Here is a 19,948-nt window from a genome sequence, read left to right as displayed (position 1 = left end):
AAAATCCAGAAATCTAATTTAATAATAATTTCAAATGATAAAAGGAGAGAATTTACATGAAAAAGACAGCAGGTATTCATCATATCACTGCAATTGTTGGCCACCCACAGGAAAACGTAGATTTTTACGCAGGAGTTTTAGGACTAAGATTAGTTAAGAAAACCATCAATTTTGATGATCGAGGAACGTATCATCTTTACTTCGGTAATGATGGTGGGAAACCAGGTACAATTATTACCTTCTTCCCTTGGGCTGGAGCATATCAAGGGAAAATTGGTGGTGGACAAGTAGGTGTTACTACTTATGTCATTCCAGTTGGTTCCATGGCCTTTTGGGAAAATAGGTTGGAAAAATTCAATATTAAGTACAATAAAACCGAACGCTTTGGAGAAACGTATGTAGAATTTGAAGATGTTCACGGCTTACAGCTAGAGCTAGTGGAGAGAGAAGAAGGGGAACCGAACAATTGGACAATCGGTGATGTTACACCAGAGGTTGCTATTAAAGGTTTTGGTGGGGCAATTTTATTATCTACTAATCCAGAGAAAACAAAAGAAACCCTTCAGGAAGTGATGGGTCTTGAAAAAGTAGGCGAAGAAAATGACTTAGCTCGTTTTAAATCTTACGGCGATATTGGAAATATTATTGATGTGAAGCAAACGCCAATTGGACGGGGACAAATGGGGGTAGGAACGGTTCACCATATTGCATGGCGTGCAAAAGATGACGCGGATCATTTGGATTGGCAGCAATATGTAGGAAATAAAGGATATGGGATCACGGAAGTAAAAGATAGAAATTACTTTAATGCTATCTACTTTAGGGAGCATGGTGAAATACTGTTTGAAATCGCAACAGATCCACCAGGATTCGCTCATGACGAGTCTTATGAAACGATGGGAGAAGAATTGAAACTTCCATCACAATACGAACAATATCGTGAACAATTGAATAGAAAACTGATTCCAATCGAAATAAGAAATTTGGATAAGTAGGAGGGATATGCATGCTTTCCTTTGACCCTAATAACAATACAGAACGGGAAAATTATAAGCTGCTCATTGGTAGTGTTGTTCCAAGACCGATTGCCTTTGTTACAAGTGTTGCGGAAGATGGAACAGTTAATGGCGCACCATTTAGCTATTTCAATATTGTTTCGTCTAATCCACCGTTGCTTTCGGTATCTACCCAGCGTAAAAATGGGATGATGAAAGATACAGCTCGAAACATTATGGGGAATAAACAATTTGTTGTACACATCGTTGACGAACAAAATGCCCGGAAAATAAATATCACTGCAGCATCACTGCCACCCCAGATAAGCGAAATTGAAAAAGCAAACTTAACACTTGTTGAGAGTGAAAGGATTTCTGTTCCAGGGGTTAAGGAAGCTAAAGTTCGATTTGAATGCACCTTGGAGCATTCCGTCCAGCTTGGTGAAATGGATTCGATTGGAACAGACCTCCTCATTGGAAAGGTCGTTCACTTTCATATAGATGAGGAAATATATGAAAACGGGAGAATAAACCACGATACACTTGCAGCTGTAAGTCGATTGGCAGGATCTAATTATGCAAAAATCGGTGAGGTCTTTTCCATAGAGAGGCCAAAATAGATTGGGGTGTGAGATATGTTGAAAACAGCTGGAATTCATCATATTACATGGTCATGATGTTGGAGATATATTGCTTAGGCAATATGCTGATAGGTTAAAATCTAGTGTGCGTGAAGATGATGTGCTTTGTCGGGTAGGTGGAGATGAATTTCTTGTTTTACTAAATGGTATCAAGGAAGAGAAACAAATAAATCATTTAGTTAAAAGAATACATACTGCTTTCAGGGAGCCATACGAAATAAATGGGAGTAGACTAAATGTAACTTCAAGTATAGGGATTGCTGTTTTTCCTAAAGATGGTTTGGAATCAAAGTCTTTAATTTCTCATGCAGATCAAGCTTTATATAGGGCTAAGGAGCAAAGGGATTATTATTTATTTTATTCTTAAGTATTGAAATTTTGTTTTAGTATAGGAGACAATAGGGAAACAGGAGAGATTTCCTTCATCGGAAAATACTTAGACCAATTTGAGTAAAATAAAGAATAATTGAAGAATTTAATTTAATACATGACAAAAGCCTTTATATTTGATATCCTCAATTTATAGCTACAAAATTTCATATTCACTAACTACTAGGGGTGCCCAAATATGTGTGGGCTGAGAGGAAAGCGCGTAAACACTTTCCGACTCTTATGGACCTGATCTGGTTAATACCAGCGGAGGGAAGTAGTCGGACGATACAATGCGTCTATTCTATTTCTGCTTATCAAAGCCAGGTCCTACACGGATCTGGCTTTTTTTGCTGTCCCCTAAAATAAGGAGAGGAAGCTATCAGATGAATCGAACACGTTTGTTAACAACCATGGCTGTTTTTGTGGCGATTGGAACGATTGGTGCACAGTTGCTATGGTTTCCAGCGGGAATTGCAAGGGCATATCCTGTTCAACATGCTGTCAATGTAATGGCAGCTGTTATGCTTGGCCCTGGCCCGGCAGTTATTATTGCCTTCATGATTGGACTACTACGTAATTTGCTTGGACTAGGAACATTACTAGCATTTCCAGGCGGCATGATTGGTGCATACTTAGCAGGTTATCTGTATAAAAAATTTGGAAAGAAGTTATGGGCTGTTATTGGAGAAGCCTTTGGTACAGGAGTAATCGGATCATTTTTCGCAGTTCCTTTTGCTCAAATTCTAATGGGAAGCTCTGTTGGTGCATTTGCTTTTTTACCAGGATTTCTTGTTAGTAGTATTACGGGAGCTTTCATTGGCTGGTTTGTTGTTTTACGAGTTAAGACTGAGAATTTAGTACGTATCTAATTAGGAGGTTATTCGGGTGACTTTTACAGACGTTTTGAGAAAAGAAAATGAAGATATTTTTCAAATGATTTTCGACCATCCTTTTGTTCAAGGGATTGGTAAAGGAGAGCTTCCAAGTGAAGCACTTGCACATTATATTAAAGCTGATTATGAATATTTAAATGCATTTATAAGGGTTTATGGTATTGCCATTTCAAAGTCATTAATGCGCGACGAGATGAGTTACTTTCATGATCAAATTCATTTTACAATACATGATGAAGTCAAACCGCATCTGAATTTCTGTGATTATATTGGTGTAAGCTATGAGGAACTTCAAGGTTACCCACTCCCACCAACAGCTGACCATTATATTAAACATATGATGTATCATGCACAGGTAGGGACATTAGGTGAAACTTTAGCTGCATTGTTACCTTGTCCATGGACCTACTTTGAAATTGGTCAGGAATTAGTGAAAAAATACAGTCCAACTGCTGGACATCCTTTCTATAAATGGATTAGCTTTTATGCAGATTCCGAAAGCGCTACATTAGAGATGCGAAAAAGATTGGACACCCTGGCTGGTGATGCCTCATTAGAGGAACAAGCGCGTATGAAAGATGCATTTCGAAAAAGTTGCCAGCTTGAATTAGGATTCTGGGAAATGTCTTTGACATGTGAAGAATGGCCTTCGAACAGGACGGTGTCAAATCTATGAAACAAGTAAAATGCGCGCTTACTATAGCTGGAACGGATCCAAGTGGAGGTGCAGGAATTCACGCAGATTTAAAAACATTTCAGGAATTAAAAAGCTATGGAATGTCAGTTATTACATCTGTCGTTGCACAAAATACAACAGGTGTTCAGTCGATTCATCATATTCCACTTGAAATGATCGAACAGCAACTAGATTCCGTGATTTCCGATATTCCTTTTCAAGCATTTAAAACAGGTATGATCGCAAATATCGATATGATGAGAATAATCGCTAATAAAGTTTCCAAGCTGGAGGTCCCGTATGTCATGGACCCAGTAATGGTTGCGACGAGTGGGGACACATTAATTGAAGAAAATGCTCGAAATTTTTTACGGAAGCAGCTTTTGCCATTAACTACTTTAGTAACACCGAATATTCCAGAAGCTGAATATCTTACTGGAGAAAAGATAGAAACGGTTCATGATATGAAACAAGTAGCCGAACTTATAGTTAAGAAATTTGGTGCTGGTGCTGCTTTAGTAAAAGGTGGACATATGGAGGGTGAAGCGATTGACTTTTTATATGATGGGTCAGCAATGCACACCTTCTCAGCTAAGCGAATTGATACAAAAAATACACATGGAACAGGTTGTACGTATTCTGCTGCTATTACTGCTTATTTAAGTCATGGATTGCCTTTATACGAAGCGGTAAAATTAGGGAAACATTTTGTAACAGTTGCTATCAAACATGCTTTTCCGCTTGGCGCTGGCCATGGCCCTACAAATCATTGGGCAACAAGGGAAGAAGGCGTGAGAATATGAATGAGATTGTAAAGCAAGTACGTGAAGAGGCTCCATTGATTCATCATTTAACAAATCAAGTAGTTATGAATTTTACAGCAAATGGGCTCCTATCTTTTGGCGGTGCACCCGTCATGGCAAAAGCAGAAGAGGAAGCAAGCGTTATGCCCTCTATTGCTGATGGTGTTCTAATTAATATTGGTACGATAACAGCATCTGAAATAAAAGCAATGATCCTTGCTGGAAAAGCAGCAAATAAAAAAGGAATACCAGTAGTGCTGGACCCTGTAGGTGTTGCAGCGACTTCATTTCGGACAGAGGTTGTCAAAGAAATTTTAGCAGAAGTAAAGCCAACTGCAATTAAGGGAAATGCTGGTGAACTCGCCCATCTTGCAGGTATCCCTTGGCAAACAAAGGGCGTTGAATCTATTGGTAATGGAAATGCCGTAGAAATTGCTGTAAAAGTGGCAGAGGCTTATCAAACGACTGCTGTTGTCACAGGGAAAACAGACATTATCTGTACAGGAAAAGATGTAATCAGAAATGAGACAGGACATCCATTTTTGGCAAAGGTGACGGGTGCTGGATGTTTACTAGGTTCCGTTTTAACAGCTTGTTTAACAACAAATCACTCCATAAAGGAACAAGCATTAACAGCTGTCAAATTTTATGGACTAGCCGCAGAATATGCCGCATCTCATCCTGAAGTTCATGGACCGGGGACGTTTATACCAAGGTTCATCGATGCACTATCATTTGAAGTAGAAGAAATGGAGAGAAGATAAACAATGCCATACCAAATAAAGCAAAATTTACGTAAATACTTTATCATGGGTAGTCAAAATTGTAATGATGATCCTGTGAGAGTCCTCGAATCTGCAGTAAAAGCTGGTATAACAGCTTTTCAATTTCGAGAAAAAGGGGAAGGTTCACTGACTGGAGATGCTAAGCTGGAATTAGGCAAACAACTACGAGCAATTTGCCGCGGGTATCATATTCCGTTTATCGTTAATGATGATGTCAGTCTAGTCGATACGTTGGATGCTGACGGAATTCATGTCGGACAAGATGATCAGTCTGTAGATGAATTACGTAACCTTTTCCCTGATAAAATAATTGGTCTTTCTGTATCAAACGCTAGTGAAGTCGCTAAAAGTCCCATTCATTTGGTAGATTACATTGGTGCTGGCCCTATTTTTTCAACAAGAACAAAATCGGATGCTAAGTCAGCTGTTGGTGTAGAATGGATTGCAACATTAAGAGAACAGTTTCCAAATCTCCCTATCGTAGGAATTGGGGGAATCACCACTGAAAATGCAGCTTCTGTGATTAGTAAAGGTGCAGATGGTGTTTCTTTTATAAGTGCAATCACAATGACGGAAGATATTAAAGAGGCAGTTCGGCAATTGTAATCTAAATTCCTAATTCACTAAAAGTGAAAACTTTGTGAACGAATCATGAACATTTTTTTAATATGTTGTACTTTTTAAAATTAGTTTGTAAAATAGGTTTACATGGACAAAGCAAGAAAATTACTAGGACAAAAAGAAACCGACAATCTGGGACGATGTCGGTTTCTTTTTGTCAGAAAGTATAGAACGTTCTTTCGAAAGCTAATAGCTCGTTATAAACGCTTGGCAAATGCTACGATTCTAAGGAAATCGCCTTCTTACCAACTAAATAATGAGTCAAATAGCTGTTCTAAGGTACCCTTGTTAGGGTCTTGTTCTTCACCGTGCTCATGCTGATCACCATGAAAGTGCTCCATACAATTACTCTGTGGCTCGGTTCCAGCTTCGAAATACATGATACGACTGACATCACAATAGGGTGTTGCACGCATACCTGTTGCGGGGTCGATTGGAACAGCGACAATCCCGCGAGGAGTATCAAACCCTTCATGTGGCAATCCCTCATGTGCACTTTCCATAAAGGAACCCCAGATTTTCTTTGCATAAGTTGTTTCAGCAACAAGCTGAATTGGACGGTTATCATCGTAACCAGCCCAAACTCCAGTAACGAGTCTAGGACTAAATCCAATCATCCAGCTATCTGCATTGGTTGAACCGGATTTGCCAGCGTAGGTTCGAGTTAATTCATCTGCAATCGTACTACCGGTTACAGCGGTGTACCCATTAAGCTTTGGGTCAAACATACCAGTCATTAAATCAGTTAATATGAACGTTTGCTTCGGGTCCAGCACGGCTTCACCTTTGTCCTTCTCCCGTTTAAAAATTGTTTTTCCATGGGGCCCAACAATTTTTTCAATCGCATGTCCGTCAATTGTATGCCCGCCATTTGCTATCATCCCATAGGCAGTTACCATTTCCTTTACAGAAACCGAAGCCGTACCTAAAGCAAGTGATGGAACAGCAGGTAGATCACTCGTGAAACCAAATGTCTTTGCTGTATCAAGCAATTTATCTACACTTAGAAACATATTCGTTTTTACAGCGTAAATATTGTCTGATAGGGCAATCGCTTGTGCTAATGTAATTGGCTCATACGCATAATAATCATTGAAATTACTAGGTTGGTATACTTCCCCATTCTCAAGTTCGAACGTCGTTGGTTTACTGTCTAACATGGTTGTAGCTGTGTACCCGTTCTCAAGTGCGAGGTAATATAAGAATGGCTTAAACGTCGAACCAGCCATCCTTTTCGCATCAACGGCTCTATTGAAGGGGCTCTTTGCATAATCTCTCCCACCTACTAATGCACGAATAGCACCAGAGTCTGGATCGAGTGACAATGCGCCTACCTCCAATTCGGTTGAAGAATTCATTGTATGATCAATACTATCTTCAAGCTGCTTTTGTAATTCTTTGTCCAGTGTTGTATGGATTTCGTATCCACTTGAACGAAGGCTTTCCATATCCATATCGAGTATCTGAGAAGCCTCCCTTAAGGCAATATCTTGAAAATAGGGACCAATTGTTTTTTCTTTCTTCTCCTGTTGCTCAATGTATACGAGTTCTTGCTCGTTAGCTATCTCAAATTCCTTTTCTGTAATCATGTCAGCGCCTAACATAAGATGTAATATTTGTGTTTGGCGGTTTTCTGCATTATCTTCATCATTTAATGGAGAGTAATAGGTTGGACCCTTAGGTATGCCAGTCAACATCGATGCTTCAGCCAAATCTAATTCGCTAGCACTTTTGTTAAAAAAATAGTTGCTAGCTGCCTCAATTCCGTATGCACCGTGGCCATAATAAATGGTGTTTAAATAGCCTTCTAATATTTCCTCTTTTGAATAGTACATTTCTAATCGAACCGTATAGAAGGCTTCTTTGATTTTTCGATCCCACGTTTTCTCATGAGATAAAAATAGATTTCTTGCAAGCTGTTGCGTAAGCGTACTTGCTCCTTCGCTAAGGGACTGGCTTTGTATGTTTTTTAACACTGCACCAGCAATTCGTTTATAATCAAAACCATGGTGGTCATAGAAATGCTGGTCCTCCGTAATGAGGGTTGCGTTAATAACATCGGGTGACATCTCATCAAGTTCAATCCATTGTCGGTTTTCTACCCCTTTTTCCTTTCCTATCACTTCACCAGTGTGATCATAATACACAGTATTTAGCTCGTTTGTTAGTGACGGTGGACCTAGTAGGAAGCTCGTGAGATAGATTCCGACTAAACCGATAAATAGTAAACCCACTATGCCAATTGCCAATTTGCTTATTATACGAAGTGACTTTGGTAATCTTCTTTTCTTTTTTTTCATATCATTTACCCCATTTTTAGGAAGTGCTTTTTGTAGTGAAGACTGTCTATTCCAGGACAGGCCACGTCCAGCTCCAGCGCCCAGCGACTAGCGAGACTTCCCTCACCTTCGTACGACGCTAAACGGGCGCTTACGCTTTTGATTATTACTTACATTATTGGAAAAGATAGCTAGAAATAAACTTATCTACACTTATTATTGAAAAACCATGCTAATTATCGCTATAATAGGCATTATATATTTTTATAGAGGATAAACTCATAAAGGAATTAGAGGCGAGCGTATGGATTCGGGTCAAATGAAAGTTGCGATTACACTTCAAACAACCATTGAAGATAATGGCAATAAGGAGTATAACAAAGTACAAGAAACAGGTACTTTGTTCAGGAAAGGGAAAATAGATGTTATCACCTTCGAGGAAAAGACAGAAGAGCAAGCTGTCATAAAAAATTTCATTACTCTCCAAGAAGGAAAGGTGAATATTAAGCGTACGGGCCTTGTATCGATGAATCAAAGGTTTCATGCGAACCAAATAACTGAAAATGTTTATAAGCACCCACATGGTACATTACATATGGAAACCTTCACGAAAAAAATTACCTATCACTCAGACACTTCAAGTAATGAAGGTAAGTTAATGATTGACTATACAGTAAAATTAAATGGACAAGATGAACGAAAACATGAATTAATGTTGGTGTACATAGAGGAGGACCCCAAATGAACGTATTAGAACAAACAGAAGAAACATTGAAACAGGAAATTGCAGATGCAGCAATCCAAGCAAATCTTGCAAGCAAGGAAGAACTACCAGATATTGTATTAGAAAAACCAAAGGATAAATCACACGGAGATTTTGCTACAAACATTGCCATGCAGCTAGCGAGAATTGCTAAAAAAGCACCACGCCAAATTGCTGACGATATCGTAGCAAACCTTGACAAGGCAAAAGTATCCGTTGAAAAGGTAGAAATTGCTGGACCTGGTTTTATTAACTTTTTTATGAAGGATGATTTTCTTGGAGAAATTATTCCTACCATCTTAAAGTCGGATAAAGAATACGGCAAAACAAACATTGGAAATGGGGAAAAGGTCCAAGTTGAGTTTGTTTCCGTAAATCCTACTGGTGACCTTCACTTAGGACATGCACGTGGTGCGGCATATGGTGACGTGCTTTGTAATGTGCTTGATGCAGCAGGCTACAATGTAGAACGTGAATACTATATTAATGATGCTGGGAGTCAGATTGATAAACTGGCTAATTCGGTTGAAGCACGTTACCTACAAGAATTAGGGCAGGATGCGGAAATGCCTGAAGATGGTTATCATGGACAGGCAATCATTGATATTGCGAAGAAGCTCGTTGCTGAGTATGGTGAAGAATGGGCAACTAAAGAACAAGATGAGAGAATCGCGTTCTTTAAAGAATTTGGCCTACAATCCTCTTTGGAAAATATAAAGATGGATTTGAAGGAATTCCGTGTTGAATTTGATAATTGGTTCTCTGAAAGGTCGTTATACAAAGAGAACAAAATTCCTGGAGCATTGAAAAAGCTAGAAGAAGGCAACTATATTTTTGAACAAGATGATGCAACATGGTTTAAGTCAACAGCATTCGGTGATGACAAAGACCGCGTACTTGTGAAAAAGGATGGGAATTATACCTATTTGACACCAGATATTGCTTACCATAAAGATAAATTGGACCGTGGTTATGATCAAATTATTAATGTATGGGGTGCGGACCATCATGGTTATGTACCAAGAATGCGTGCGGCTATTCAGGCATTAGGCTATCCTGTTGAGAAGTTTGATGTAAAAATCATTCAAATGGTAAATCTATTTGAAGGTGGAGAGAAGATCCGTATGAGTAAGCGGACAGGAAAGGCTGTTGCTCTACGTGATTTAATAGAGGATGTTGGCGTAGATGCAGCACGTTATTTCTTCGTAACGCGTTCGAATGATTCTCAACTTGACTTTGATATGGATCTTGCCCGTTCTCAGTCAAATGACAATCCAATTTTCTACGTACAATATGCGCACGCAAGAATTTGCACGATGTTAGAACAGGCACAGAACAAAGGCTTAGGTTCAGGTGAAGTCTATGATGTTTCCCTTTTAACTGCGGAAAAGGAACTCGATTTGATGAAAAAACTTGGAGAGTTCCCACAAGTAGTGTCAGATGCAGCGGTGAAACAGACACCACATAAAGTGACACAATATGTTTTTGATTTGGCTACTTTATTGCACAGTTTTTACAATGCAGAAAAAGTGCTTGATCAAGACAACATCGAAAGAACGAATGCACGTATCGCGTTGATGAAAGCAGTACGTATCGCGATTAGAAATGCACTCGGGTTGATTGGTGTTACTGCACCTGAGAAAATGTAATACTCGCCTCCTTTCGCTAGGCGCAGTGCGCAGTTGATGTAATATGCGACGTAAGTTGAATAGCACAAAAAGTGACTTAACAAGTACTCTCTAGATCAAAACGGAGCTCTCGTGCGTTCGAAAGTAACTTGAAAGAGCTTCTCTAGATCAAAACGGAGCTCTTGTGCGTTCGAAAACAACTTGATTAGCGTCGAAGCAAATTATTTCAGAATATTTTCAGTTAGTTTCCAAAGGTTTATCTACGTCGCATTTTATTTCTACTGTGAGTAATACAACAAGTTTATCAGTGGGACGAGTAAACGAAATCCGAAAACATCCTAGAAAAAAATACACTAATTCCTTTACAAATACAAGGAATTAGTGTATTTTATATTCAAAATAGACTGTAAAATTTAAATTTTAGATTAAAGATATTGACTGAATGCTCATTCATAATATAAAGTAGTATGTAATAGAATAGAAAGAGGTTATCTTTAGGATAAATGAAATCGTTACCATTTATTGTGTACTAGAAAAGAGGGGGAGGACAAATGGATACATTTTTAATCATCAATTGGGTCGCATTTCTAGCAGTTGCAATTTATGCATTTTACTTATTTGGTAGAGTTATTGCTACTAGGGTGTCCTATATTAGGCTTGGGAAGCAATCGGAGTTTGATGGGGAAATAAAGCTTCGTCTCAAACGAATTGGTAAGATTGTTTTTGGGCAGTCCAAGCTGTTAAAAGATAAAAAATCTGGGACAATTCACGTGATGATGTTTTATGGATTTATTTTGGTTCAATTTGGTGCAATTGATATGTTTGTCAAAGGATTATCTCCTGGTAATCACCTACCATTCGGGATGTTTTATCCGGGATTTGTATTTTTTCAAGAGATTGTCACATTGACTATTCTTACTGCGGTAGTTTGGGCATTTTACCGTCGTTATATTGAAAAGTTAGTTCGTCTAAAAAGAGGATTGAAATCAGGATTAGTGCTGATCTTTATTGGAACCCTAATGATTTCTGTTTTATTCGGAAATGGAATGTCTTTAATATGGCATGGACATGAATTAACATGGACAGAGCCAGTGGCTAGTGTAGTAGCCCTTCTATTTAGCTTTATATCACAGGAAGCTGCGATGGTATTGTTTTATATTGCATGGTGGATACATACGATAACGTTACTGTCGTTCTTGGTTTATGTACCACAATCAAAGCATGCACACTTAATTGCTGCACCAATTAATGTTTTCTTAAGCAAAAAGGTGCCAGGTAAGCTAAAGAAACTTAACTTTGAGATTGATGAAGAAACAGAAGAGAGCGAAGAGGAAATTGCCTTTGGTGTTGGGAAGATTGAAGACTTTGAACAACATCAAATGATTGATTTCTATGCCTGTGTAGAATGTGGCCGCTGTACGGATGTTTGTCCAGCAGCAGGAACTGGGAAAATGCTGTCACCTATGGATATTATGGTAAAACTTCGTGACCATTTAACCGAAAAAGGAGCAGCTGTCACTGGTAAACAGCCATGGGTTCCCGCATATGCCTTCTCTGGTGCTGCAGGTAATCAAGCAACTGCTGGTGGTGAAGCTGCAGCAACAATACAGCAAGCAAGTTTGATTGGAGATATCATTACGGAAGAGGAGTTATCGGCTTGTACAACATGCCGAAACTGTGAGGATGCTTGTCCAGTAAATAATGAGCATGTGGGAACAATTATTGACATGCGCCGTTACCTTGTTATGACAGAAGGAAAAATGGATTCTGATGTCCAACGAGCAGTAATGAATATTGAACGCCAAGGAAATCCTTGGGGATTATCGAAAAAAGATCGTATTAAGTGGCGTGATGAAGATGAATCTGTATATGTACCAACTGTGAAAGAATTGAAAAAAGAAGGCAAAGAATTTGAATACCTTTTCTGGGTTAGTTCGATGGGTTCTTATGATGCCCGGAGTCAAAAGATTGCCCTTTCTTTTGCTAAATTATTGAATCAGGCGGGAATTAGCTTTGCAATTCTTGGAAACCAAGAGGCAAACTCTGGAGATACAGCTCGCCGTATTGGGAATGAATTCCTATTCCAAGAAATTGCAGAAAAGAATATCAAGACATTTGAAAAAAATGAAGTGAAGAAAATCGTAACGATCGATCCACATGCATACAATATATTTAAAAATGAATATCCTGATCTTGGGTATGAAGCAGAAGTGCTTCACCATACACAATTGCTTTATGACCTAGTGATGTCTGGTAAATTAAAACCAAAACGTGCAATCAATCAACGATTAACCTATCATGATTCTTGTTATCTAGGAAGGTATAATGGAGTGTATGACCCACCAAGAGAAATCCTAAGGTCTATTCCTGGGCTAGAAGTTGTTGAAATGGATCGTAGCCGTGAGAATGGCATGTGCTGTGGTGCTGGTGGAGGATTAATGTGGGCAGAAGAAACGACAGGTAACCGAATAAATATTGCTCGTACAGAACAAGCTTTAGCCGTTTCACCAACGATGATTTCTACGGCATGTCCATTCTGCTTAACGATGATTAGTGATGGAACAAAAGCGAAAGAGGTTGAAGAGGATATTAGCACATTGGATGTTGCTGAAATTCTAGCATTATCTGTTTTTGCTGATGAAGATGAAAAAATTGCATAAGTAAAGAGACTACTACAACGAAAATAATTGTTTAATAGATTAAAATATATAGAGAGGGATAAATCTTTCCTCTCTATATAAAAGAAATTAACTTGAGCGAGCGTTCAATCAAAATTCAAGAAGAGGTGCTTATAAATGACAAGGACTGTTATTATTTCAGGTGCAAGGACACCATTTGGGAAGTTTGGTGGAGGATTAAAATCACTAACTGCTGTGGAATTAGGTGGAAAGGCAATTAAGGGAGCGCTAGACCGTGCAGGTATGAGTGGAGCAGAAGTGGATGAAGTAATCATGGGAACTGTACTCCAAGGAGGTCAAGGACAAATTCCATCTCGCCAAGCAGCAAGAGTTGCTGGTATGCCGTGGGAAGTGAAAACAGAAACGATTAATAAGGTTTGTGCCTCAGGTCTTCGCAGCGTGACACTTGCTGATCAACTGATTCGTCTTGGGGATGAAGAAGTAATTGTTGCTGGTGGAATGGAAAGCATGAGTAATGCACCCTACTTCCTTCCAGATGCACGGTGGGGAAATCGAATGGGTGACAAGGCAGTAAAAGACTTGATGGTACATGATGGTTTAACCTGTACCTTTACGGGTGTACACATGGGTACGTACGGAAACTCTACTGCAGAGGAATTTGGTATTACAAGAGAGGCCCAGGATGAGTGGTCTCTACGTAGTCATCAGAAGGCAACCGAAGCAATTGAAGCAGGAAGATTTGCAGAGGAGATTGTTCCAGTTACCATTCCGCAAAGAAAAGGTGATCCCGTCGTAGTAGATACAGACGAGGCACCAAGGAAAGATACGACACTTGAGAAATTAGCAAGTTTACGTCCTGCTTTTGATAAAGACGGAACAATTACAGCAGGAAATGCGCCCGGTGTAAATGATGGTGCGGGTGCGTTCGTCCTCATGTCCGAAGAAAAAGCAAAGGAAATGGAAAAAACACCAATGGCAACCATTTTAGGTCATGCGGAAGTAGCTGTAGAAGCGAAGAATTTCCCACAAACACCAGGTATTGTAATCAACAAAATTTTAGAAAAAACAGGGTACACGGTAGAGGATATTGATCTATTTGAAATTAATGAAGCATTTGCTGCAGTTTCATTAGCGAGTGGTCAAATCGCAGGATTAGATGCCAAAAAAATAAATGTTAATGGTGGTGCGGTGGCACTTGGACATCCAATTGGAGCAAGTGGTGCGAGAATTATTTTAACATTAATCCATGAATTAAAGCGACGCGGTGGTGGACTTGGTATTGCTGCAATTTGTAGTGGTGGAGGCCAAGGGGATGCAATATTAATTGAAGTACCAAAAGGGTAATTGTTGTCCCTAATGGCTGAATTCTATAAGACTGGTGTTTTGTCTGGAAGGATATAAAATGTGCAATAGCTTGAGATAGTGCCTTCCTTACCGTTTCGGCAATACACTTCGCGCACCTTAGGGCGGCTGGTGAGCACTACGTAGTCTCACCTAGGCCTGTCCTCCCACAGGACAAGGATGGCTTCGTCAGCTTTACTTCGCACGCAGAAAAAGTGCTTTTCTTTTTCGAGGAGTCTACGTGTATTGCCTCCACTAGGAATGCGTACTGGCTGCCCGGAGTGGAAATCAACAAAACGCTTACGTCGCATTTTCTATCAATTGCGACAAACATTTAATAAAGAGCTTTACAAATAAATCAGGGCACTCCAAAAAAGGAGTGCTCCAAATAAATGAAGGAGGTACAAGGATGTCAATTAAAAAAGTAATGGTTATTGGTGCAGGCCAAATGGGGTCAGGAATCGCGCAAGTATGTGCTCAATCAGGATTTGATGTAATTTTAAACGACAAAAATGAAAACGCTCTCGAAAGAGGAATGCATTCCATTGAAAAGCTACTCGCAAGAAATGTGCAGAAAGGAAGAATGACCGAGACGGAAAGGGAAGAAACATTAGCAAGACTAACCCCCTCAACAAAGCTTACTGATGCAGCCTCTGTCGATGTCGTTATTGAAGCCATTGTTGAGAACATGGATGTAAAAGCAAAAGTATTCCAAGCGTTAGACGAAATTACAGCTGACCATGTTATTTTAGCCTCAAATACATCATCCCTGCCGATTACAGAAATTGCTGCAATAACAAAAAAACCAGAAAAGGTAGTTGGCATGCATTTTATGAATCCAGTTCCTGTGATGAAATTGGTAGAAATTATTCGTGGATTACAAACGAGTGACGAAACGTATCAAGCAATTGAAGAAATGTCTCAAGTGTTGAATAAAACCTCTGTAGAAGTGAATGATTTTCCTGGGTTTGTATCTAATCGCATTCTGATGCCCATGATCAATGAAGCAATTTACACGGTTTATGAAGGAGTTGCAACACCGGAGGATATTGACACCGTTATGAAGCTAGGAATGAATCATCCAATGGGACCACTTACCCTTGCAGACTTTATTGGTCTTGATACTTGCTTATCCATTATGGAAGTTCTTTATGAAGGATTTGGTGATAGCAAGTATCGTCCATGCCCATTACTCCGAAAATACGTAAAAGCTGGTTGGTTAGGTAAGAAATCAGGAAGAGGCTTTTATGTTTATGAGTAATTAATGGAAACTTCATGAAGGAGGAAACATCAAGATGAACATGTTTTTTACAGAGGAACAGGAAATGCTCCGGAAAGTAATTCGAGATTTTGCTCAGAACGAAATTGCACCGCATATTGAAAAGATGGAAAGGGAAGATGTTTTCCCATCTGAAATTATCGAGAAAATGGGTGAGCTCGGATTAATGGGAATCCCGATCCCTGAACAATATGGTGGTAGTGGGATGGATTTCACGTCCTATATATTAGCAATTCATGAGCTATCAAAGGTTAGTGCAACGATTGGCGTTATTCTGTCTGTGCATTCTTCAGTAGGAACGAGTCCCATTCTTTATTTTGGGACGGAAGAACAGAAAAAGCATTACATCCCGAAGCTTGCCTCAGGTGAATATTTAGGTGCTTTTGCTTTAACGGAGTCAGGTGCTGGTTCAGATGCGAACAATTTGAAGACAACCGCAAAAAAAGATGGGGAAAACTATATTTTAAATGGCTCAAAGGTTTTTATCACGAATGGGGCACACGCAAATACGTATATTACGTTTGCCCGAACGGTAGAAGGGGTAAGCGCATTCGTTGTTGAGGGAGACACACCAGGGCTCATTATTGGGAAAAAGGAAAAGAAAATGGGTCTCGCTGGTTCAAGTACGGTCGGGCTGAATTTTGACAATTGTAAAGTTCCCGCACAGCAACTGCTTGGTAAAGATGGGGATGGATATAAGATTGCACTAGCAAATTTGAATGTCGGAAGAATTGGCATCGCCGCACAAGCTCTCGGAATTGCCGAGTCAGCGCTAGAACATGCAACGCAATATGCGAAGGAAAGAGAGCAATTCGGGAAATCGATTGCAAGGAATCAAGGAATAGCTTTTAAGTTAGCAGATATGGCAACGGAAGTAGAGGCTGCAAAACTATTAGTCTATCAAGCAGCTTCCTTAGTGGAAAAGGGACTGGAATGCGGAAAAGAAGCATCAATGGCGAAACTGTATGCATCTAATACAGCGATGAAGGCTGCAATTGAGGCTGTACAAGTTTATGGTGGGTACGGATATACCAAGGATTATCCAGCTGAACGATTTTTCCGTGATGCCAAAGTAACGCAAATCTATGAAGGAACAAATGAAATTCAACATATAGTCATTGCTAAACACATACTTGGAGGGATGAATAAATGAACTTTCAATTAACAGAAGAACAAGATATGCTTCGAAAAATGGTGCGAGATTTTGCGAAAAACGATGTTGAGCCCACTGCTGCCGAGCGAGATGAAGAGGAAAGATTCGATCGTGGGATTTTTGATAAGATGGCTGAATTAGGATTAACAGGCATTCCGTGGCCAGAAGAGTATGGTGGAATTGGCGCTGACTATGTAAGTTATGTAATTGCAGTTGAGGAATTATCACGAGTTTGCGCATCAACTGGTGTAACACTTTCGGCGCATCTATCGTTAGCGAGCTGGCCTATTTATAAATATGGTAATGAGGAACAAAAGAAGAACTTCCTTTACCGTCTAGCAACAGGGGAAGCGTTAGGAGCATATGCCTTATCTGAACCAGGGGCTGGAAGTGATGTCGCTTCTATGAAAACAGTAGCGGTTAAGGACCATGATGATTATATTTTAAATGGAAATAAGGTTTGGATTACGAATGGTGGGGTAGCGGACCTTTATCTTGTTTTTGCAAAGACAAACCCAGATGCAAAACATAAAGGGGTTAGTGCGTTTATCGTGGAAAAAGGGACGGAAGGATTTTCTTTTGGTAAAAAAGAAAAGAAATTAGGAATTCGTTCTTCACCAACAACAGAATTAGTCTTTGAAAATTGCCGTGTTCCTAAGGAGAACATGCTTGGTGCTGAGGGAGATGGCTTTAAGATTGCAATGTCAACACTTGATGGTGGACGAAATGGGATTGCCGCACAGGCAGTTGGAATTGCTCAAGGTGCACTAGACGCTGCAGTAGAATATGCGAAAGGCCGCGAGCAATTTGGAAAGCCGATTGCAACGAATCAAGGTATTTCTTTTAAACTTGCAGACATGGCAACAGCAATTGAAGCTTCACGTCTATTAACCTATCAAGCTGCATGGCTTGAATCGAATGACCTACCATACGGGAAAGCATCCGCAATGAGTAAGCTTTTTGCTGGGGATACGGCGATGCAAGTGACCACGGAAGCGGTTCAAGTGTTTGGTGGATACGGATACACGAAGGATTATCCAGTCGAGCGCTATATGCGTGATGCGAAAATCACACAAATTTATGAGGGGACGAACGAAATTCAACGCTTGGTTATTGGGCGGATGTTGACGAAGTAGATGCTTTTAATGATTTACCGCACGCCCGTTAGTGAAATTCGCGCGGGAAAGAACGGAAATCGAGCGACAGCCCCGAAAATTCGCGCGGGAAAGAGCGGAAATCGAGCGACAGCCCCGAAAATTCGCGCGGGAAAGAGCGGAAATCGAGCGCCAGCCCCGAAAATTCGCGCGGGAAAGAACGAAAATCGATCGTCAGCCCCGAAAAATCGCGCGGGAAAGAGCGGAAATCGAGCGCCAGCCCCGAAAATTCGCGCGGGAAAGAACGAAAATCGAGCGACAGCCCCGAAAATTCGCGCGGGAAAGAACGAAAATCGCGCGCCAGCCCAACGATAGGAAGTAAAGATAAACTTGTAAACGATCCAAAAGGAAAGGAAGTACAACCCATGCATGAAATTGTTAAACGGATAAGGAAGAAGGATATTCGCGCGTTGGCAAGGGCTATTACCATGGTAGAGAATGATTATCCTGATAAGCTGGAATTACTTAGTGATGTTTTTTCAATGGAGAAGCATGCTATTTACATTGGTTTAACGGGTTCGCCTGGTGCTGGGAAAAGCTCTCTTGTCAATCGGTTAATAACACACATTAGGAATGAAGGAAAAACAGTGGCAGTTATTGCGGTCGATCCAACTAGTCCGTTTAGTGGTGGAGCATTACTTGGTGACCGAGTTCGGATGAATGAACATTTTACAGATGATGGGGTATACATTCGCAGCATGGCAACACGTGGTAGTTTAGGTGGATTAGCACGTGCAACCAAAGATGCTGTCCGAATTTGTGATGCATTTGGGTTTGATGTAGTCATTGTAGAAACAGTTGGTGTAGGCCAATCTGAACTGGATATTATGAAAATTGTTGATACAACTGCTGTCGTATTAACACCTAATAGTGGGGACGTCTTGCAAATCTTTAAAGCTGGAATTATGGAGATTGCGGATCTTTTTGTCATTAATAAAGCCGATCTTGATGGCGTTGGAAAATTAAAACGGTTATTGAGAGAACTCGTAATGATGACAGCAACGGAAGAACATATGGCTGCCATTGTTAAAACAATAACAACAGAAAATAAAGGCATTGATGAGCTGTGGAATAAGATGAAGGAACATCATACGTATTTATATTCGACAATGGAAGGGAGCATTAAACGCTCCAAGCAATTGGAACTAGAAGTATTAGAATTAATGCGTGATGAACTGTTTCGGGAGGTGAAACAGTTTGTTGAGTTAAATGAGGACCTTCCAATGATAAACCCGAGTGACGATCCTTATCAATATGCGATGGATTGGCTTAAGAAATGGAGGGAGGCTCTTACCTGATGACAAGTGATAAGGTTATTTCAAATATAAAGGATCAAGAGCTAGTTAAAAAGCGCCGAGATCAAATGATAAAAGGTGCGATAACACTTTTTAGGGAGAAGGGTTTCCACCGTACAACGACAAGAGAAATAGCGAAAGCCTCTGGATTTAGCATTGGCACCTTATATGAATATATTCGAACAAAAGAGGATGTACTATTCCTAACATGTGATGCGATTTATGACCGTGTACAAGAAAGAGTTGAATCTGCCTTTAACCTCGAACAGCCTTCATTAGAAAACCTGATTACGATTGTTCGCTCTTATTTCTATTTAATGGATGAAATGCAAGAAGAGATTCTTATTTTATACCAAGAAGTGAAGTCGCTAAAAAAAGAAACAAGAAGGTATGTTCTTCATAAAGAGCAAGAGATGGTTTTGATGCTTGAGCATGCTATTTTAACTTGTGTACCAGAAGGTTTACCTAAAGAGCGGGCATCACTAATTGCAAATAATATTTTTGTTCAGGGGCATATGTGGGGATTTAGAAGATGGATTCTGCAGAGGCAGTACACGCTTGAAGCGTATATTGATTCACAACTATCATTTCTTAGAGATTCCTTAAAAGATCATACAAAATAAAGGGGGAG

The 19,948-nt window shown here is 39.9% G+C and carries 19 protein-coding genes and 1 riboswitch; of the genes, 17 read left to right on the top strand and 2 right to left on the bottom strand.

Going from position 1 to position 19,948, the window contains the following annotated elements:
* Nucleotides 1–56 precede the first annotated feature (56 nt).
* From D8M05_RS10440 to thiE, 8 genes are all read left to right on the top strand, one after another.
* Nucleotides 57–995 (top strand): ring-cleaving dioxygenase, encoded by a 939-nt coding sequence (locus tag D8M05_RS10440; protein WP_121131529.1) that lies wholly within the window; start codon nt 57–59, stop codon nt 993–995.
* A gap of 11 nt (nt 996–1,006) precedes the next feature.
* Nucleotides 1,007–1,615: a flavin reductase family protein gene (locus D8M05_RS10435; RefSeq protein WP_121131527.1), complete on the top strand. Its 609-nt coding sequence runs from the start codon at nt 1,007–1,009 to the stop codon at nt 1,613–1,615.
* Between the two features lie 28 nt (nt 1,616–1,643).
* Nucleotides 1,644–2,003, top strand: a complete 360-nt coding sequence (locus D8M05_RS10430; RefSeq protein ID WP_121131525.1) for a diguanylate cyclase domain-containing protein — start codon at nt 1,644–1,646, stop codon at nt 2,001–2,003.
* 177 nt (nt 2,004–2,180) lie between these two features.
* A riboswitch (TPP riboswitch) is annotated at nt 2,181–2,298 on the top strand.
* A gap of 93 nt (nt 2,299–2,391) precedes the next feature.
* Nucleotides 2,392–2,877, top strand: a complete 486-nt coding sequence (thiW, locus tag D8M05_RS10425; RefSeq protein ID WP_121131523.1) for an energy coupling factor transporter S component ThiW — start codon at nt 2,392–2,394, stop codon at nt 2,875–2,877.
* A 16-nt stretch (nt 2,878–2,893) separates the two neighbouring features.
* The gene (tenA, locus tag D8M05_RS10420) at nt 2,894–3,577 is read left to right on the top strand and encodes a thiaminase II (protein WP_121131521.1); all 684 of its coding nucleotides are present in this window, start codon (nt 2,894–2,896) and stop codon (nt 3,575–3,577) included.
* A complete protein-coding gene (thiD, locus tag D8M05_RS10415; protein ID WP_121131519.1) occupies nt 3,574–4,380 on the top strand; it encodes a bifunctional hydroxymethylpyrimidine kinase/phosphomethylpyrimidine kinase in 807 nt (268 codons plus the stop codon). Before tenA ends, thiD begins: the two co-directional genes overlap by 4 nt.
* Nucleotides 4,377–5,144: a hydroxyethylthiazole kinase gene (gene thiM, locus D8M05_RS10410; RefSeq protein WP_121131517.1), complete on the top strand. Its 768-nt coding sequence runs from the start codon at nt 4,377–4,379 to the stop codon at nt 5,142–5,144. The genes thiD and thiM overlap by 4 nt, the downstream gene beginning before the upstream one ends.
* A gap of 3 nt (nt 5,145–5,147) precedes the next feature.
* Nucleotides 5,148–5,771, top strand: a complete 624-nt coding sequence (gene thiE, locus D8M05_RS10405) for a thiamine phosphate synthase (RefSeq protein WP_121131516.1) — start codon at nt 5,148–5,150, stop codon at nt 5,769–5,771.
* A gap of 257 nt (nt 5,772–6,028) precedes the next feature.
* On the opposite strand, the gene D8M05_RS10400 is transcribed toward thiE, so the two are convergent.
* Entirely contained in the window at nt 6,029–8,086 is a 2,058-nt protein-coding gene (locus tag D8M05_RS10400) for a transglycosylase domain-containing protein (RefSeq protein WP_121131515.1), read from the bottom strand.
* Nucleotides 8,087–8,369: 283 nt separating this feature from the next.
* On the opposite strand from D8M05_RS10400, the gene D8M05_RS10395 reads away from it, so the two are divergent.
* The 7 genes from D8M05_RS10395 to D8M05_RS10365 all read left to right on the top strand — a co-directional run bounded on the left by D8M05_RS10395 (nt 8,370) and on the right by D8M05_RS10365 (nt 18,004).
* Entirely contained in the window at nt 8,370–8,810 is a 441-nt protein-coding gene (locus D8M05_RS10395) for a YwiB family protein (protein WP_121131514.1), read from the top strand.
* Nucleotides 8,807–10,477: an arginine--tRNA ligase gene (gene argS, locus D8M05_RS10390; RefSeq protein WP_121131513.1), complete on the top strand. Its 1,671-nt coding sequence runs from the start codon at nt 8,807–8,809 to the stop codon at nt 10,475–10,477. The genes D8M05_RS10395 and argS overlap by 4 nt, the downstream gene beginning before the upstream one ends.
* A 530-nt stretch (nt 10,478–11,007) precedes the next feature.
* Nucleotides 11,008–13,116: a (Fe-S)-binding protein gene (locus D8M05_RS10385; RefSeq protein WP_121131512.1), complete on the top strand. Its 2,109-nt coding sequence runs from the start codon at nt 11,008–11,010 to the stop codon at nt 13,114–13,116.
* Nucleotides 13,117–13,251: 135 nt separating this feature from the next.
* A complete protein-coding gene (locus D8M05_RS10380; RefSeq protein WP_121131511.1) occupies nt 13,252–14,439 on the top strand; it encodes an acetyl-CoA C-acetyltransferase in 1,188 nt (395 codons plus the stop codon).
* Between the two features lie 406 nt (nt 14,440–14,845).
* Nucleotides 14,846–15,697: a 3-hydroxybutyryl-CoA dehydrogenase gene (locus tag D8M05_RS10375; protein ID WP_121131509.1), complete on the top strand. Its 852-nt coding sequence runs from the start codon at nt 14,846–14,848 to the stop codon at nt 15,695–15,697.
* A gap of 34 nt (nt 15,698–15,731) precedes the next feature.
* On the top strand, nt 15,732–16,868 hold the full coding sequence (locus D8M05_RS10370) for an acyl-CoA dehydrogenase (protein ID WP_121131507.1): 1,137 nt from the start codon (nt 15,732–15,734) through the stop codon (nt 16,866–16,868).
* Nucleotides 16,865–18,004 carry an acyl-CoA dehydrogenase gene (locus D8M05_RS10365; protein ID WP_121131505.1) on the top strand — a complete coding sequence of 380 codons (1,140 nt, stop codon included), beginning with the start codon at nt 16,865–16,867 and terminating at the stop codon, nt 18,002–18,004. The genes D8M05_RS10370 and D8M05_RS10365 overlap by 4 nt, the downstream gene beginning before the upstream one ends.
* A 28-nt stretch (nt 18,005–18,032) precedes the next feature.
* Here the strand turns inward: D8M05_RS10365 and D8M05_RS20000 are convergent, their stop codons facing one another.
* A complete protein-coding gene (locus D8M05_RS20000; RefSeq protein WP_147405175.1) occupies nt 18,033–18,389 on the bottom strand; it encodes a hypothetical protein in 357 nt (118 codons plus the stop codon).
* On the opposite strand from D8M05_RS20000, the gene meaB reads away from it, so the two are divergent.
* Together meaB and D8M05_RS10350 are read left to right on the top strand one after the other, a co-directional pair.
* Nucleotides 18,388–19,320: a methylmalonyl Co-A mutase-associated GTPase MeaB gene (gene meaB / locus D8M05_RS10355; protein WP_121131502.1), complete on the top strand. Its 933-nt coding sequence runs from the start codon at nt 18,388–18,390 to the stop codon at nt 19,318–19,320. The genes D8M05_RS20000 and meaB overlap by 2 nt on opposite strands.
* Nucleotides 19,320–19,940 (top strand): TetR/AcrR family transcriptional regulator, encoded by a 621-nt coding sequence (locus tag D8M05_RS10350; protein WP_121131500.1) that lies wholly within the window; start codon nt 19,320–19,322, stop codon nt 19,938–19,940. The genes meaB and D8M05_RS10350 overlap by 1 nt, the downstream gene beginning before the upstream one ends.
* Nucleotides 19,941–19,948: the final 8 nt, after the last annotated feature.

Source organism: Oceanobacillus bengalensis (assembly GCF_003628445.1).
Classification (GTDB): domain Bacteria; phylum Bacillota; class Bacilli; order Bacillales; family Amphibacillaceae; genus Oceanobacillus; species Oceanobacillus bengalensis.
Note: the sequence above shows the minus strand (reverse complement) of the source record. Positions and strands in the feature narration are given on the sequence as shown.